The sequence below is a fragment of the Pseudomonas sp. MF09156 genome (assembly GCF_059862305.1).
The window spans coordinates 1-15624 of sequence record NZ_JCBCUR010000002.1 but is presented as its reverse complement, the minus strand read 5'-3'; the positions used below and the strand labels follow the sequence as shown (position 1 = coordinate 15624).

Below are 15624 nucleotides of genomic sequence, written 5' to 3'. Positions count from 1 at the left end.
CCAATGGAGCAAAAAGTGCCGCGTGCCGTTTTGTAGTGTGTACTTAAGCTGTAGTTGGCGAACGGCCTGTGCGCCAGCATCGCATAGCTAAAGTCGGCATTGAAACAAAACTGTCATGAAATCAGCTTTTTGCGGGCGAAAAAAAAGGGGCCCGCAAGGGCCCCCGTTTTGGTCATCTCGGGTTATTGACCCGGAATGTCCTTGCGCAGTTTCACTGGATCCTGCTGCTTTTTCTTCTTCGCGATGGCGGTACGCATCTTGATGTTGATGGCCTCGACCGCGAGGGAGAACGCCATGGCGAAGTACACGTAGCCTTTTGGCACATGCACATCGAAGGATTCGGCGATCAACACGGTACCCACGATCAACAGGAACGACAGCGCGAGCATTTTCAGCGACGGGTGCTTGTCGATGAACTCGCTGATGGTGCCGGCGGCCAGCATCATCACCAGTACGGCAACGACGATCGCGGCGACCATGACCGGTACGTGGGAAACCATGCCCACGGCGGTAATCACCGAGTCCAGGGAGAACACGATATCGATGATCGCGATCTGGATGATGGTGTAGATGAACTTGCCACCCTTGCCTTTCGGCTCTTCGTGGGTTTCGTCTTCACCTTCCAGGGCGTGGTACATCTCCTGGGAGCTTTTCCATAGCAGGAACAGGCCACCGAAGAACAGGATCAGGTCACGACCGGAAATACCCTGGCCCAATACCACGAACAGGTCGGCGGTCAGTTGCATCACCCAGGTGATCGACAGCAGCAGCAGGATCCGCGTGACCATGGCCAGGGCCAGGCCGAAGATCCGGGTGCGCGCCTGCATATGCTTGGGCATGCGGCTGACCAGGATCGAAATCATGATGATGTTATCGATGCCCAGGACGATCTCGAGTGCCGTCAAGGTGAAGAAGGCAATCCAGATCTCCGGATTGGTCAGCCATTCCATATGTGTTCCTTTGTGCGAGTGTTAGACCGCGCCGGGGTAAGGCCGGCGCAGTGGGTTGTTACGATTATAGAGTGCTGAACAGCGGGAATGTGCCCAACAACAATGCGGCGATCATTATGCACAGGCATACCAATACTGCCCACTTCAGGGTGAAGCGCTGGTGGTCGCCAAATTCGATACCGGCCAGGGCTACCAGCAGGTAAGTCGAAGGTACCAGCGGGCTGAGCAAGTGTACCGGTTGGCCAACAATCGAGGCGCGGCCCATTTCTGCGGCGGTGATGCCGTAGTGGCTGGCGGCTTCGGCCAATACTGGCAGCACGCCGTAGTAGAACGCATCGTTGGACATGAAGAACGTGAACGGCATGCTCACCAGCGCGGTGATCACCGCCAGGTACGGGCCCAGCGCTTCCGGGATGACCGCCAGCAGGCTCTTGGACATGGCATCGACCATGCCGGTGCCCGACAGGATCCCGGTGAAGATACCGGCGGCGAAAATCAGGCCAACCACTGCCAGCACGCTGCCCGAGTGGGCGGCAACGCGGTCTTTCTGCTGTTGCAGGCACGGGTAGTTGACGATCATCGCGATACTGAAGGCCACCATGAACAGCACCGGCAGCGGGAGCAGGCCTGCAATCAGGGTGCACATCAGGACCAGGGTCAGGGCGCCGTTGAACCAGATCAGTTTCGGGCGACGGGCATCCGGGAACTGCGAGACGCTGATTTCGCTATGGTCGATTTCATCGCCTTGCAGGTGCAACACGCCCAGGCGAGCGCGTTCACGCAGGCCGTACATATAGGCAATCACCAGGATGGCCACTACGCCGGCGGCCATGGCCGGGATCATCGGTACGAAGATGTCCGAGGGATCCACGTGCAGCGCACTGGCGGCGCGGGCGGTCGGGCCGCCCCAGGGCGTCATGTTCATCACGCCGCCGGCGAGGATGATCAGGCCGGCCATGATCCGTGGGCTCATGCCAATGCGATTGTACAAAGGCAGCATGGCGGCCACGCAGATCATATAGGTAGTGGCGCCGTCACCGTCCAGGGACACCACCAGCGCCAGCACGGCCGTACCGACCGAGACTTTCAGCGGGTCGCCCTTGACCAGCTTGAGGATTTTGCGCACGGCCGGGTCGAACAGGCCGGAGTCGATCATCAAGGCAAAGTAGAGGATGGCAAACATCAGCATCACGCCGGTGGGCGCCAGCTTGGTGATGCCTTCGAGCATCATCGGGCCGATCTTCGGTGCAAAGCCACCGAACAGCGCGAACAGGATCGGCACGATGATCAGGGCGATCAGCGCCGACAGGCGCTTGGTCATGATCAGGAACATGAACGTGATGACCATGGCAAAGCCAAGGAAAGTCAGCATAGGAATACTCCAGGCGTAGCGCGGCTAGGGAATGGCGAACCGGGTGGGGTCAGCGCAGAGCGAAAAGCGCGAGGCGTACGGGGGGAGTGGGGAAAAACAGGCGGGTACGAGCGGACATCAGAATCACCATTGTTGTTGTTAATTGGGCCCCTGGGCATAAAAACGCTCAGGTTGGCCAACCGGTCTATTGCCGGTAGTGAGGGCGATCCTAATCGCGAAAGCTTTCAGCCAGCTTTCGCTGGGTAAACAGGTGATGAACAGATGTTTCGTAGGATTGGTCTGGTTTTGATGTCTGTAAGGGCGCTATCGCGGGCAAGCCCTAATGCCAGTCAGTTAAGCGCAGATCCCTGTGGGAGCGGGCTTGCTCGCGAAAGCAGTGGGTCAGTCAACCTCAATGTTTGCTGGGCCGACGTCTTCGCGGCGATGCGGCGATCCGACAAGCCCGCGATGCTTTTGATCTTAAGGCAGTTGCAGGCCGCCGGCCGCCTTGTGCAAGGCCCGCAGATGCTCGCCCACCTGCTTGAGATTGGCCTCGCAGGCGGCAATTTCCGCAGCCCGCGAAGGCTCCAGCAGCGCCCTCACCTCTTTATCCAGGTCGCCGGTCAGCGATTGCAGCTGCTTCTGGCGCGATGCGCTTTCTGATTCCAGGCGCTGCCATTCCTTGGGCTGGGGCAATCCATAACCGCTGCTGCCGAGCAGCTCCGCCGGGCGGCTGAGGAAGCCGCTGTTGGCGAGGATCTGCTGCAACGTCGCATCGGCCTTGGCCATGCCGCCGTTCTTCAGCTCGCGGGCACCGAGGTAGCGTTGCTTGACCTCGTCCTGGGCGAGCATCAGTTGTTTGCGAAAGCTCGCCTGTTCCAGCAGCAGCAAGGCGGCGCTGGTGCGCAGGTCAGCCTGGTCGAACCAGGTCCTGCGTTGCTCGGCGCTCAAGGCCAGCCAGTCTTCGACCTGGGTCTGGGGGATCGGCAGGTGTTTTTTCAGCACCTCGAACATCGCCTGGTAGCGCTCGCGGAAGGAGTCGAAGTGATAACCCAGGCGCAAGGCTTCGCGGCGGTCATCCAGCACACTGGTGTCGGCCAGCCCGCGGGCCTTGAGCACTTCGAGCAAACCGTTGGGGGTGATGTTGTCCAGGGTGGTCAGTTGCGGGTTGGCGCTGCCGCTGCGCAGCAGTTTCAGGCCTTCGACCGCGCAGTTGTTGGAGAGGAAGTAGTAATTGCCGTCGTAGCTCCAGTGCATTTCGGCGGCGTGTTCGACGGTGTCGTTGATCTCTTGGCGCGTGAGGATCAAGGGCACGGACGCCAGGCCACGCAGTTCGGTCTTGGTGTACTCGTCGATGACCTGGGCCAGGGGCAGGACAAACAGGCGTGAAGGGTACTTGCCCACCAGCCCGTCCCAGCTCGATAGCTGCACGTCGCCCACGAATGCGCGGTAGGACAACACCAGGTGCTGGTCCAGGTCCAGGCGGCAATCCGGGCCACGGGGGCGGCCCGGCGCGCAGATCACCAGGCGCAGCATGCTGTGGCCCCAGCGGCTCACCAGGTTCTGGTTGGCTTCGGCCAGCAGATAGTCGATGGCGTACACGCGCTCGGGATCGACCTGGCCCAGGGGCGTCTTGGCAAAGTCGTTGCCGGCGTTGAGGAAGGCGAAGGTGTTGGCGCACGCGTCCTTGGCGGGCGGGGCCCAGCCGAAGTGTTGCTGGTAGTAACGGTACAGCGCGGGCCGGCGGCAGGCGTAGCTCGGGTCGAGGAGGAAGTACTCCATGTTGACCGCGACGAACTCCTTGGGGTTGGTGATTTCGTACAGGTCCGGACTGCGCGCCACTTGCCGGTTGTGTTGCTCGCGCTCGCCACGGCGGCCGACGTATTGCGGCCAGCCGGCCAGGTCGAGCAAGCGCGGGTCGTCGCTGAGGGTGAAGCGCCGGTCATTCTGGCCACGGCATTGATCGGGCAGGCCGATCAGGCCGGTGATGTTGTTCTGGCGGCTGCAGCGTTGGATCAACGAGCGCTGGTCCTTGGGCCACAGGCGCGCGCGGTCGTAGATGTGGGTCAGTTCATGCAAGACGGTGGCGAGCAGCTCCCGGCGCACGGTGCCGTGGGGTCGCTGGGTCTGCTGGGTGGCGGCGGTACCGTCGGTGAGGCTGGCCAGTAGCCTGCGGTTGAGGTCCAGTTCGGACACCAGCGACGCCTGGCCATAAGCGTTGGCGGGCATGTCGTCGGTCCAGCCAACGTCGATGCGCCGGTCCAGTTGCTCGATGAAGCGCGGCGGCAGCGCCTGCATCGCTTCATCAAGCAATGCCTGGCTGGCCTGCTGCTGGGCTGGGCTCAAGCCGTCGGTCTTGAGCCGTAGTTGCAGGCTGGCCTGGGCGGCGTTGCCGGCCAGCAGCACCGTCGCAGCCAATAGCCAGGCGGTGAGACGCCTCACAATGCGAGGATGGCTTCGGCGAGGACCTGGTCGCTGGCGTCGCGGGCTTCGGGCACGCGAGTTCGCAGGGTGTCGAAGGCGGCTTCCAGTTGCGCGCCACGGATATCGCCATTGCTGGCGACAAAGCTGGCGGCGTCATCGTGGGCTGCACGCACGACTTTGGAGTCACGGATAGAGGTGGTGGTGTCCGAGGTGAAATCAATGGTGCGGCCAAAGGCACGAACAATGATGTTACTGGTGGCCACGAGGGTTTGTGCCTGGGCGATATCTGCCAGCAAGAACAGGCCGAGAGCAGCTGCGATCAACGGGCGACGCATGGAATGACTCCAAAGGGTAAAGATGATTATTGGACGAGAATTGCCTGGGCCAGTTCAAGGTCACTGGACTTAAGTTTTGGCTGGGTGCGACGCAGGTAATCCAGTGCACTTTCCAGCCGGGCGCCCCGCCATTGGCCGTCAGTGGCAATAAACGCAGCAGCGTCATCCTGGGCTGCCAGTATCAATTTACGATCGAACGGCGCCGAGGTCACTTTGCTGGTGGCATAGGCGCTGGCGACGAGGCCTTGTGTGGACAGATCAAAGGCCTGGACCGGCCCGGCCCCGCACACTGCAAGCACTGTGGGAACAATCAACAAACGGTATGAAAAAGCCATGGGACTCGACAACTGAAAACGAGCGCCAAGGCTAGCGTAATGCCCGGGCGAGAGCCAGCGCGGGTACTTCTATGCAGGAGCCGGCAAGTCGGCTCCTGCAAAACAGGCCTGGCTCAGATGGCCAGGATTGCCTGGGCCAGTTGCACATCAGTAGCGGCATTGAGTTGTGGCGCCTGTTGGCGGATCTGCGCCAGGGCGCTTTCCAGCTTCACGCCACGGATCACGCCTTCGCTGGCGACGAAGCTGGCAGCATCGTCACGGGCAGCGCGCACGACTTTGTTGTCGCGCAGCGAGGAGGTGGCATCGGAGCTGGCGTCGGAAGTGGCTTTGAGAGCGCCCACAATCGAGTCGGTGGTCACGATCAGGCTGGTGGCGCTGGCATTGGCGGCGACGGCAAGCAGGGCTGCAGCGCTCAGCAAACGAAGACGGGACATGGGGTGACTCCTGTGTATGAGACGAACTAATGACGCGATAGTAGCTGGCGCCTATCTGTTCGGGTAGTGCGCAGTTGGAAGTGGTGGCTCACGGAGGTTATTTGACCGGTACAAATCAGCCAATGCGTAATTGTACTGGTTAATTGTTATGTTTTTTAAACTGTACCTGTCCAGGCATCGAGGATGGCTTCCACGCTATTTTTTCGTCCTCCCAGAAACAACAAAACCCGCCGCCGGTTACCCGGGGCGGGCTTTGCTACAACAATTCGGGGTGCTGGCGGTGGACCCGGTAGGTCAGGGCCAGCGGGCGCTAAATCAGCGCCAGAACGGCTTGCTCAGCTCTTCGTAGCGTTGAGCTTCGCTGATCCCGGCATCGGCCAGCAGACGCGAATCCAGACGAGCCAGTTGATGGCGGCTGGAGATGCGGCGCTGCCACAACATCAGGTTGGCGATAACGCGCAGAGGCAGGGAAGCCTGGGTGTTGACAGCTTTATCTTCGAAGAACAGTTCGGAACTGAGTGTACGTTCCATGATGACATCCTTCCGCTTGTGGCGGGATTAGGTAGTGGTTTAACTGATGCCAATGATCCTCCTCCGGCGCAAGACTCTCTAGATACAGTTCACCTGTATTGTGAGGGGCCAGTTAACTGTTTATAGCGGCTGTACTGTACGGAAATGGGGCAACTGTACCTGTCAGCACTTATTTGGTGCGTTTTAGGCGTTTTGGAAAGGATTTGTAGGGTTTTGCGGTAGGAAATGACCGGTACAGCAGTACAGTTTTTTTCAAAAGTACCGCGCTCAGTTCCGGGTGAATGCAACTGTGCTTGCACCCACCCGGATCTGTATTGATCAGTCTTTGAGCATGTGCCCGGTTTCTTCCAGGTTGATGTGCCAGCTCAAGGCTTCGCGCAGGATGTGCGGGGTGTGCCCGCCGATGGCACAGGCGGCGGTGTAGTAGTTGTTGAGGGCGTCACGGTAGTCCGGGTGCACGCAGTTATCGATGATCACCCGTGCCCGCTCCCGTGGCGCCAGGCCGCGCAGGTCGGCCAGGCCGATCTCGGTCACGAGGATGTCGACGTCATGCTCGGTATGGTCGACATGGCTGACCATCGGCACCACGCTGGAAATCGCCCCGCCCTTGGCAATGGACTTGGTGACAAAGATCGCCAGGTGCGCGTTGCGGGCGAAATCTCCCGAGCCGCCAATGCCGTTCATCATCCGCGTACCACACACGTGGGTGGAGTTGACGTTGCCGTAGATATCGAACTCCAGCGCGGTGTTGATGCCGATGATGCCCAGGCGGCGCACCACTTCCGGGTGGTTGGAGATTTCCTGCGGGCGCAGCACCAGCTTGTCTTTGTAGCGCTCCAGGTTGCCGAACACGTCGGCATTGCGCCGCTCTGACAAGGTGATCGAACTGCCGGAGGCAAAGCTCAGCTTGCCGGCGTCGATGAGGTCGAAGGTCGAGTCCTGGAGGACTTCGGAGTACATGGTCAGGTCTTCGAACGGCGACTCGATCAACCCGCACATCACCGCGTTGGCGATATTGCCGATGCCGGCCTGCAACGGGCCGAGCTTGTTGGTCATGCGTCCGGCATCCACTTCCTGCTTGAGGAAGTTGATCAGGTGATTGGCGATCCCCTGGGTGTCGCTGTCGGGCGGGGTCACGGTGGAGGCGGAGTCGGCCTGGTTGGTGATGACGATGGCGACGATCTTCTCGGGCGGGATCGGGATCGCGGTGCTGCCGATGCGATCATCCACCTTGACCAGTGGGATCGGGGTGCGGGTCGGGCGGTAGGTCGGGATATAGATGTCGTGCAGGCCTTCCAGATTCGGGTTGTGCGCCAGGTTGATCTCGATGATCACCTGCTTGGCAAAAATCGCGAAGCTGGCCGAGTTGCCCACGGAGGTGGTGGGCACGATGTGGCCTTGCTCGGTGATGGCCACAGCTTCAATCACCGCGATGTCCGGCAGCTTGAGCTGGTTGTTGCGCAGCTGTTCGACGGTTTCCGACAGATGCTGGTCGATAAACATCACTTCGCCGGCATTGATCGCCTTGCGCAGGGTGCTGTCGACCTGAAATGGCATGCGGCGCGACAACACGCCGGCTTCGGTCAGTTGCTTGTCCAGGTCGTTGCCCAGGCTGGCGCCGGTCATCAGGGTGATTTTCAGGGGCGAGGTCTTGGCACGTTCGGCCAGGGCGTGGGGCACGGCCTTGGCTTCACCGGCGCGGGTAAAGCCGCTCATGCCGACGGTCATGCCGTCCTCGATCAGGGCGGCAGCATCGGCGGCGCTCATGACCTTGTTCAACAGCGAAGGCAAGCGGATACGATCACGGTACATGGATTGTTATCTCGGGCAACGGAGGCAAGGTGGGCAGTCTAGTGATTTCAAAGGCGTTCGTCCCGCTACCATGGTCGAATGCCAGGTGGCGATTTAGAGCCTTTGGTCGGGTTTTTCCCGTTAATAAAAAACCCCAGCCTACGGGAGGCCGGGGTTTTGGGTATTGCGCTGGAGCAGTGTTTATTCGACGGCCTTGACCATGTCTTCGATGACCTTCTTCGCGTCGCCGAAGACCATCATGGTCTTGTCCAGGTAGAACAATTCGTTATCCAGGCCGGCGTAACCGCTGGCCATCGAGCGCTTGTTGACGATGATCGTCTTGGCCTTGAAGGCTTCGAGAATCGGCATGCCGGCGATCGGCGATTTCGGATCGTTCTTGGCGGCCGGGTTGACCACGTCGTTGGCTCCCAGCACCAGCACCACGTCGGCCTGGCCGAACTCGGAGTTGATGTCTTCCATCTCGAACACCTGGTCGTAAGGCACCTCGGCCTCGGCCAGCAGCACGTTCATGTGGCCAGGCATGCGGCCGGCGACCGGGTGGATCGCGTATTTCACGGTGACGCCGCGATGGGTCAGCTTCTCGGTCAGCTCTTTAAGGGCGTGTTGCGCCCGCGCGACCGCCAGGCCATAGCCTGGGACGATGATCACGGTGTCGGCGTTGGTCAGCAGGAAAGTGGCGTCGTCGGCCGAACCGGACTTCACCGGGCGCGCTTCTTTCGAACCGGCCGGCCCTGCCGCATCCGGCGTATTGCCGAAACCGCCGAGCAGCACGTTGAAGAACGAGCGGTTCATCGCCTTGCACATGATGTACGAGAGGATCGCACCGCTCGAACCCACCAGGGAGCCGGCAATGATCAGCATCGAGTTGTTCAGCGAGAAGCCGATGCCCGCCGCGGCCCAGCCGGAGTAGCTGTTGAGCATCGAGACAACCACCGGCATGTCGGCGCCGCCAATCGGGATGATGATCAGCACGCCCAGCACGAAGGCCAGGGCCAGCATCAGGGCGAAGGCACTGAGGTTACCGGTGAACATAAACACCAGGCCCAGGCCCAGGGTGGCCAGGCCCAGCACGAGGTTCAACTTGTGCTGGCCGCCAAACTGTACCGGTGCGCCCTGGAACAGGCGGAACTTGTACTTGCCCGACAGCTTGCCGAAGGCAATGACCGAACCGGAGAAGGTAATGGCACCAATGGCTGCGCCGAGGAACAGCTCCAGGCGGTTGCCCGCAGGAATCGCGTCACCCAGTTGCTTGACGATCCCCAGGGATTGCGGCTCGACCACCGCCGCGATGGCGATAAACACCGCCGCCAGGCCGATCATGCTGTGCATGAAGGCTACCAGTTCGGGCATCTTGGTCATTTCTACGCGCTTGGCCATGATCGAACCGGCGGTGCCGCCGATCAGCAGGCCGACAATCACGTAGCCGATACCGGCAGTTGCAAGTTCTGCGCCGAGCTTATAGATGAGGCCCACGGTGGTGAGTACCGCCAACGCCATGCCGAGCATGCCGAACAGGTTGCCGCGTCGGGACGTGGTTGGGTGCGACAGGCCCTTGAGGGCCTGGATGAAGCAGATCGACGCGATCAGGTAGAGCGTCGTCACGAGGTTCATGCTCATTACTTCTGCACCTCTTCTTTAGCCTTGGGCGCTTTCTTCTTGAACATCTCAAGCATCCTACGGGTAACCAGGAAACCGCCGAACACGTTGACGGCAGCCAGGGCTACGGCCAGGGTGCCCATGGTCTTGCCCAGCGGGGTCACGGTGAGTGCGGCGGCGAGCATGGCGCCAACGATCACAATCGCCGAAATTGCGTTGGTCACGGCCATCAGCGGCGTGTGCAGCGCGGGGGTGACGTTCCAGACCACGTGGTAACCGACATAAATCGCCAGCACGAAGATGATCAGGTTGTAGATACCGGGGGAGATAAGCTCTTCCATCGTCTGAATCCCTGCTTAGGCGTTTTTGCGGATGACTTGGCCGTCGCGGCACATCAGGCACGCGGCGACGATGTCGTCTTCGAGGTTGATTTCAAACTGCCCTTCCTTGGTGAAGACCAGCTTCAGGAAGTCCAGCAGGTTGCGCGCATACAGGGCCGAAGCATCGGCAGCGACCGCGCCGGCAAGGTTGGTCGGGCCACAGATGGTCACGCCGTTTTCCACCACCACCTGGTCGGCGACGGTCAGTGGGCAGTTGCCACCCTGGGCGGCGGCCAGGTCGATCACCACGGAGCCTGGCTTCATCTGGGCGACGGTTTCGGCGCTCAGCAGCGTCGGGGCCTTGCGACCCGGAATCAGGGCGGTGGTGATGACGATATCGGCTTGCTTGGCGCGCTCATGCACGGCCAGGGCCTGGCGCTGCATCCAGCTGGTGGGCATTGGGCGGGCGTAGCCGCCGACACCGACGGCGCATTCGCGCTCTTCATCGGTCTCGTAGGGCACGTCGACGAACTTGGCACCGAGGGACTCGATCTGCTCCTTCACGGCCGGGCGTACGTCGGACGCTTCGATGACGGCACCCAGGCGTTTCGCCGTAGCGATGGCTTGCAGGCCGGCAACACCGGCGCCGAGGATCAGCACGCGAGCGGCTTTCACCGTACCGGCGGCGGTCATCAGCATTGGCATGAAGCGCGGGTAGTGATGGGCCGCCAGCAACACTGCCTTGTAGCCGGCAATGTTGGCCTGGGACGACAGCACATCCAGGCTCTGCGCACGGGAGGTACGCGGCGCGGCCTCCAGGGCGAAGGCAGTGATGCCATGTTCGGCCAGTTGGGTGATGGTTTCGTTGCTGAACGGATTGAGCATGCCCACCAACACGGTGCCGCTTTTAATCAGCGTCAGTTCGCTGTCGCTGGGGGCGACCACCTTGAGAATCAGCTCGGCGCCAAACGCATCGCTGGCACTGCCAATGGTTGCGCCTGCCGTTTCATAGGCACTGTCGACGACGCTGGCTTTGATACCTGCACCGCTTTGTACAGTGACCTTATGGCCCTGGCCGATCAGCTTCTTGATGGTTTCCGGGGTTGCAGCAACCCGCGTTTCACCGGTCTGGGTTTCGAGAGGAACACCAATGTGCACGTCAAATCTCCTGCATGATCTTTTTGCTTTTGATTTTTGTAAAAAGGCCAGTGCACCGCGAGTGGCGCAACTGGGGCGGCCGATCAGCACGACCCCGCTGAAATGACAGCAGGGCGCGGCATTTTGCAGGCGAACTTTACGGCCTTCAAGGGATTATGACGGGTGACGAAAAATTAACTACAAGTCACCCTGTGACTGATTGTCGCAATGTGCCGGAATAACCTCTTGGAATACAGGTGTTTAAAGGGTTATCGCGGGAAAAGTCGATTTACCCAATTGTCGACATGAATAACCGATCATTGCCCCCGAATACCCGCTGTAGGGCTTGCAGCTATTGGCTTGCAGAGGGTTTTACGGTCGAACGGTACAGTCTGTCAAAAGGCGACATATACGTATATCTGTAGGTCTCTAAATTACCTGACTACAAGGTCAATAACTTGCCCGGGCCTCTAGAATTGATGGCTGTAGCGCTGTGCCTGATCAATTAGCCAGTCTCGAAAGGCGTGCAGTGATGCAGATTCGACCTTTCTTTCGGGAATCATCAGGTAATAGGCTTTGCTGCTGGTCAGCGCCTGCGGGTTGGCAATCACCAGTTGTTTCTCGCTCAGTTCCCGCTGAATAAGGAACGGTGGGATCAAGGCAATCCCCATGTCATGCATGGCCGCCTGGGACAGCATGGAGAATAGCTCGTAGCGCGGGCCTGTCATGTCCCGGGGGATATTCAGTTGTTGGGCGTTGAACCACTGGCGCCAGGCGTAGGGTCGCGTGGTTTGTTGCAGCAGTGGCAGTTCGGCGATTTCCTCTGCGCGAAAGTGCGTGCGGTTTTGCAGCAAGCGCGGGCTGCAGACGGGGACTGGATTTTCGCCCATCAGCCGATGAAATTCGGTGCCCGACCAGTCGGCATCGCCGAAATACACAGCGGCATCGAACTCGGTATCGGCAAACAGGAACGGGCGGGTGCGGTTGGTCAGGTTCACTGTGACTTCGGGGTGTTGCTGCTGGAAATCCTTCAGGCGCGGGATCAGCCACTGCGTGCCGAACGTGGGCACTACCGCCAGCTCAATCACATTGGTGCCCTGCTGTCCCATCACTGACAGGGTGTCACGCTCCACGGCATCCAATTGCGTCGCGACCCGCCGGCTATAGGAAAGCCCGGCTTCGGTGAGCTTTACCCCGCGTCGCGAGCGCCGAAACAGCTCGACACTCAAAAACTCCTCAAGGCTGGCGATCTGTCGGCAGATCGCGCCCTGGGTGATGGAAAGTTCTTGCGCGGCCTTGGTGAAGCTTTCGTGGCGGGCTGCTGCTTCAAAGCTGACCAGGGCCGTGGTGCTGGGGATCTTTCTGCGCATGTACCGTACTCTCACTAATAAAAGGCTGTTGCGCCTTTCTCAATCGTTACGGAGTGAGAAATTAGCACAAGGCTATGCAAAAACCTCGTTTGCCCTCCTCGCCTACCCGGCCTAGGCTGCATGCACGACTTTTGATTTACTTCGCGAGGACTCACTCATGGGCGGTAAGGCAAGCTTCAACTGGATCGATCCACTGCTGCTGGATCAACAGCTCACTGAAGAAGAGCGCATGGTGCGCGACAGCGCCGAGCAATTTGCCCAGGACAAGCTGGCGCCGCGTGTGCTTGAAGCCTTCCGTCATGAAAAGACCGACCCTGCGATTTTCCGTGAAATGGGCGAGACCGGCCTGCTCGGCGCCATGATTCCTGAGCAGTACGGTGGCAGTGGCTTGAACTATGTCAGCTACGGCTTGATTGCCCGGGAAGTGGAGCGTGTCGATTCCGGCTATCGCTCGATGATGAGCGTGCAGTCTTCACTGGTGATGGTGCCGATCAATGAGTTCGGCACTGAAGCGCAAAAGCAGAAGTACCTGCCCAAGCTGGCCTCGGGTGAGTGGATTGGTTGCTTTGGCCTGACCGAGCCCAACCATGGTTCGGACCCGGGCGCGATGATTACCCGCGCACGCAAGGTGGATGGCGGCTACAGCCTTACCGGCAGCAAGATGTGGATCACCAACAGCCCGATTGCCGATGTGTTTGTGGTCTGGGGCAAGGACGACGCCGGCGACATCCGTGGTTTTGTCCTGGAGAAGGGCTGGAAAGGCCTGAGTGCGCCGGCGATTCACGGCAAGGTCGGCCTGCGTGCGTCTATCACCGGTGAAATCGTCATGGACAACGTCTTCGTTCCTGAAGAAAACATCTTTCCCGATGTGCGTGGCTTGAAAGGCCCTTTCACCTGCTTGAACTCGGCCCGCTACGGCATTTCATGGGGGGCCTTGGGGGCTGCGGAGTTCTGCTGGCACACGGCGCGCCAATACACCCTGGATCGTCAACAGTTCGGGCGCCCACTGGCCGCCACGCAGTTGATCCAGAAAAAGCTCGCTGATATGCAGACCGAAATCACTCTCGCCTTGCAAGGCTGTCTGCGCCTGGGGCGGATGAAGGATGAGGGAACGGCCGCGGTGGAGATCACTTCGATAATGAAGCGCAACTCCTGCGGCAAGTCCCTGGATATCGCCCGGATGGCTCGCGACATGCTCGGTGGCAATGGCATCTCCGATGAGTTCGGGATTGCCCGGCACCTGGTCAACCTGGAAGTGGTGAATACCTACGAAGGCACGCATGACGTCCATGCGCTCATCCTCGGGCGCGCCCAGACCGGTATCCAGGCGTTCTATTAATAGGAGTGTGACCATGGGCGCGCTATCGCATCTGCGGGTGCTGGATTTGTCACGGGTGCTGGCGGGGCCTTGGGCCGGGCAGATTCTTGCTGATCTCGGCGCTGAGGTGATCAAGGTCGAACGACCTGGCAGTGGTGACGATACCCGCGCCTGGGGCCCGCCCTTCCTAAAGGATGCCTATGGTGAAAACACCAGTGAGGCGTCCTACTACTTATCGGCCAATCGTAATAAGGAGTCGGTGACTATCGACTTCACGCGGCCGGAGGGGCAGAAGCTGGTCCGGGACCTGGCGGCGAAGTCGGATATCTTGATCGAGAACTTCAAGGTGGGCGGCTTGGCGGCGTATGGCCTGGACTATGAGTCGCTCAAGGAACTCAATCCGCAGCTGATCTATTGCTCTATCACGGGGTTTGGCCAGACTGGGCCGTATGCGGCGCGCGCTGGCTATGACTTCATGATTCAGGGCCTGGGCGGTCTGATGAGTCTGACGGGGCGTCCCGAGGGTGATGAGGGCGAAGGCCCGGTCAAGGTAGGTGTGGCCCTGACCGATATTTTGACCGGACTTTACTCAGCCGTGGCGATTCTGGCGGCCATGGCGCACCGCGACCATGATGGCGGCGGCCAGCATATTGATATGGCGTTGCTGGATGTCCAGGTTGCCTGCCTGGCCAACCAGGCGATGAATTACCTGACGACGGGGGTAGCGCCTAAGCGGCTGGGTAATGCGCATCCGAATATCGTGCCGTATCAGGACTTTCCCACGGCAGATGGCGATTTCATCCTGACCGTGGGTAATGACGGCCAGTTCCGCAAGTTTGCCCAGGTCGCCGGGCAGCCGCAGTGGGCTGATGATCCACGGTTTGCTACTAATAAGCTGCGGGTGGCCAATCGGGCGGTGCTCATTCCATTGATTCGCCAGGCAACGGTGTTCAAGACCACGGCCGAGTGGGTGGCCCAGCTGGAGCAGGTGGGTGTGCCGTGTGGGCCGATCAATGACCTGGCGCAGGTGTTTGCCGATCCGCAGGTGCAGGCGCGTGGGTTGGCTATAGAGTTGCCGCACCCGTTGGCGGGCAAGGTGCCGCAGGTGGGGAGCCCTATTAGGCTGTCCAAGACGCCCGTGGAGTATCGCAGTGCGCCACCGCTCCTGGGCGAGCATACGGCTCAAGTACTCAGCCAGGTGCTGGGGTTGGGAGCGGCTCATGTGGCGGCTTTAAAGGCGGCGGGAGTTATATGAGGTGTGTCTTCTATATAGAAGGGGTTCTGCATGGCAGGAGTTGGTTGTTTTTTAATCGATCGTAACTAATTGATAGAAAAGCAAAATCAAGGGTTGACGGCAGATCCTGGAAGTCTATAATTCGCCCCACTTCCGGCGCAGTCGAAACGGAAAATTCCTTGGTAAACAAAGAGTTATGTAGTTTTCGACAGTAGGTTGCTTCAGTTAATCGAAGCCAAAAGGAAGTTGAAAAAGAGGTGTTGACAGCAGCGTGTAACGCTGTAGAATTCGCCTCCCGCTGACGAGAGATCGAAAGCGCAAGTGGTTGAAGTTGTTGAGGAAAACCTCGAAAGCTTCTGAAAATAATCACTTGACAGCAAATGAGGCTGCTGTAGAATGCGCGCCTCGGTTGAGACGAAAGATCTTAACCAACCGCTCTTTAACAACTGAATCAAGCAATTCGTGTGGGTGCTTGTG

Annotated in this window: 14 protein-coding genes; 2 read left to right on the top strand and 12 right to left on the bottom strand. The window is 59.8% G+C overall.

The window, feature by feature from the left end; genetic code table 11:
- Window positions 1-182: 182 nt before the first annotated feature.
- The 12 genes from AC19YY_RS05785 to AC19YY_RS05730 form a co-directional block, all read right to left on the bottom strand.
- Window positions 183-950, bottom strand: coding sequence for a TerC family protein (locus tag AC19YY_RS05785; RefSeq protein ID WP_169954138.1), 768 nt, complete (start codon window positions 948-950; stop codon window positions 183-185).
- Between the two features lie 64 nt (window positions 951-1014).
- Complete coding sequence (locus AC19YY_RS05780) at window positions 1015-2322, bottom strand: CitMHS family transporter (protein ID WP_169954139.1); 1308 nt, start codon at window positions 2320-2322, stop codon at window positions 1015-1017.
- Window positions 2323-2781: 459 nt separating this feature from the next.
- A complete protein-coding gene (locus AC19YY_RS05775; RefSeq protein WP_169954140.1) occupies window positions 2782-4743 on the bottom strand; it encodes a DUF7844 domain-containing protein in 1962 nt (653 codons plus the stop codon).
- A complete protein-coding gene (locus tag AC19YY_RS05770) occupies window positions 4740-5060 on the bottom strand; it encodes a DUF2388 domain-containing protein (RefSeq protein WP_029290409.1) in 321 nt (106 codons plus the stop codon). The genes AC19YY_RS05775 and AC19YY_RS05770 overlap by 4 nt, the downstream gene beginning before the upstream one ends.
- A gap of 26 nt (window positions 5061-5086) precedes the next feature.
- On the bottom strand, window positions 5087-5395 hold the full coding sequence (locus tag AC19YY_RS05765; protein ID WP_169954141.1) for a DUF2388 domain-containing protein: 309 nt from the start codon (window positions 5393-5395) through the stop codon (window positions 5087-5089).
- A gap of 113 nt (window positions 5396-5508) precedes the next feature.
- Complete coding sequence (locus AC19YY_RS05760) at window positions 5509-5829, bottom strand: DUF2388 domain-containing protein (RefSeq protein ID WP_169954142.1); 321 nt, start codon at window positions 5827-5829, stop codon at window positions 5509-5511.
- Between the two features lie 315 nt (window positions 5830-6144).
- Window positions 6145-6360, bottom strand: a complete 216-nt coding sequence (locus AC19YY_RS05755) for a DUF1127 domain-containing protein (RefSeq protein ID WP_007911656.1) — start codon at window positions 6358-6360, stop codon at window positions 6145-6147.
- Between the two features lie 318 nt (window positions 6361-6678).
- Window positions 6679-8172 carry a succinyl-CoA:acetate CoA-transferase ScpC gene (gene scpC / locus AC19YY_RS05750; RefSeq protein ID WP_169954143.1) on the bottom strand — a complete coding sequence of 498 codons (1494 nt, stop codon included), beginning with the start codon at window positions 8170-8172 and terminating at the stop codon, window positions 6679-6681.
- A 180-nt stretch (window positions 8173-8352) separates the two neighbouring features.
- The gene (locus tag AC19YY_RS05745) at window positions 8353-9789 is read right to left on the bottom strand and encodes an NAD(P)(+) transhydrogenase (Re/Si-specific) subunit beta (protein ID WP_038444899.1); all 1437 of its coding nucleotides are present in this window, start codon (window positions 9787-9789) and stop codon (window positions 8353-8355) included.
- The gene (locus AC19YY_RS05740; protein ID WP_003233786.1) at window positions 9789-10109 is read right to left on the bottom strand and encodes an NAD(P) transhydrogenase subunit alpha part 2; all 321 of its coding nucleotides are present in this window, start codon (window positions 10107-10109) and stop codon (window positions 9789-9791) included. Before AC19YY_RS05740 ends, AC19YY_RS05745 begins: the two co-directional genes overlap by 1 nt.
- Before the next feature lie 15 nt (window positions 10110-10124).
- Window positions 10125-11246 (bottom strand): Re/Si-specific NAD(P)(+) transhydrogenase subunit alpha, encoded by a 1122-nt coding sequence (locus AC19YY_RS05735; protein WP_065942441.1) that lies wholly within the window; start codon window positions 11244-11246, stop codon window positions 10125-10127.
- A 449-nt stretch (window positions 11247-11695) separates the two neighbouring features.
- Complete coding sequence (locus tag AC19YY_RS05730) at window positions 11696-12595, bottom strand: LysR family transcriptional regulator (protein WP_170041963.1); 900 nt, start codon at window positions 12593-12595, stop codon at window positions 11696-11698.
- Between the two features lie 157 nt (window positions 12596-12752).
- On the opposite strand from AC19YY_RS05730, the gene AC19YY_RS05725 reads away from it, so the two are divergent.
- Together AC19YY_RS05725 and AC19YY_RS05720 are read left to right on the top strand one after the other, a co-directional pair.
- Window positions 12753-13934: an acyl-CoA dehydrogenase gene (locus AC19YY_RS05725; protein WP_029290432.1), complete on the top strand. Its 1182-nt coding sequence runs from the start codon at window positions 12753-12755 to the stop codon at window positions 13932-13934.
- Window positions 13935-13947: 13 nt separating this feature from the next.
- Complete coding sequence (locus AC19YY_RS05720; RefSeq protein ID WP_169954147.1) at window positions 13948-15168, top strand: CaiB/BaiF CoA transferase family protein; 1221 nt, start codon at window positions 13948-13950, stop codon at window positions 15166-15168.
- Window positions 15169-15624: the final 456 nt, after the last annotated feature.

What these genes read in the sequence shown, in the direction of transcription:
- AC19YY_RS05770 (WP_029290409.1), bottom strand. Translation starts at nt 5,060, where the DNA reads ATGCGTCGCCCGTTGATCGCAGCTGCTCTCGGCCTGTTCTTGCTGGCA.
- AC19YY_RS05745 (WP_038444899.1), bottom strand. Translation starts at nt 9,789, where the DNA reads ATGAGCATGAACCTCGTGACGACGCTCTACCTGATCGCGTCGATCTGC.
- AC19YY_RS05730 (WP_170041963.1), bottom strand. Translation starts at nt 12,595, where the DNA reads ATGCGCAGAAAGATCCCCAGCACCACGGCCCTGGTCAGCTTTGAAGCA.
- scpC (WP_169954143.1), bottom strand. Translation starts at nt 8,172, where the DNA reads ATGTACCGTGATCGTATCCGCTTGCCTTCGCTGTTGAACAAGGTCATG.
- AC19YY_RS05785 (WP_169954138.1), bottom strand. Translation starts at nt 950, where the DNA reads ATGGAATGGCTGACCAATCCGGAGATCTGGATTGCCTTCTTCACCTTG.
- AC19YY_RS05765 (WP_169954141.1), bottom strand. Translation starts at nt 5,395, where the DNA reads ATGGCTTTTTCATACCGTTTGTTGATTGTTCCCACAGTGCTTGCAGTG.
- AC19YY_RS05760 (WP_169954142.1), bottom strand. Translation starts at nt 5,829, where the DNA reads ATGTCCCGTCTTCGTTTGCTGAGCGCTGCAGCCCTGCTTGCCGTCGCC.
- AC19YY_RS05740 (WP_003233786.1), bottom strand. Translation starts at nt 10,109, where the DNA reads ATGGAAGAGCTTATCTCCCCCGGTATCTACAACCTGATCATCTTCGTG.
- AC19YY_RS05755 (WP_007911656.1), bottom strand. Translation starts at nt 6,360, where the DNA reads ATGGAACGTACACTCAGTTCCGAACTGTTCTTCGAAGATAAAGCTGTC.
- AC19YY_RS05725 (WP_029290432.1), top strand. Translation starts at nt 12,753, where the DNA reads ATGGGCGGTAAGGCAAGCTTCAACTGGATCGATCCACTGCTGCTGGAT.
- AC19YY_RS05720 (WP_169954147.1), top strand. Translation starts at nt 13,948, where the DNA reads ATGGGCGCGCTATCGCATCTGCGGGTGCTGGATTTGTCACGGGTGCTG.
- AC19YY_RS05780 (WP_169954139.1), bottom strand. Translation starts at nt 2,322, where the DNA reads ATGCTGACTTTCCTTGGCTTTGCCATGGTCATCACGTTCATGTTCCTG.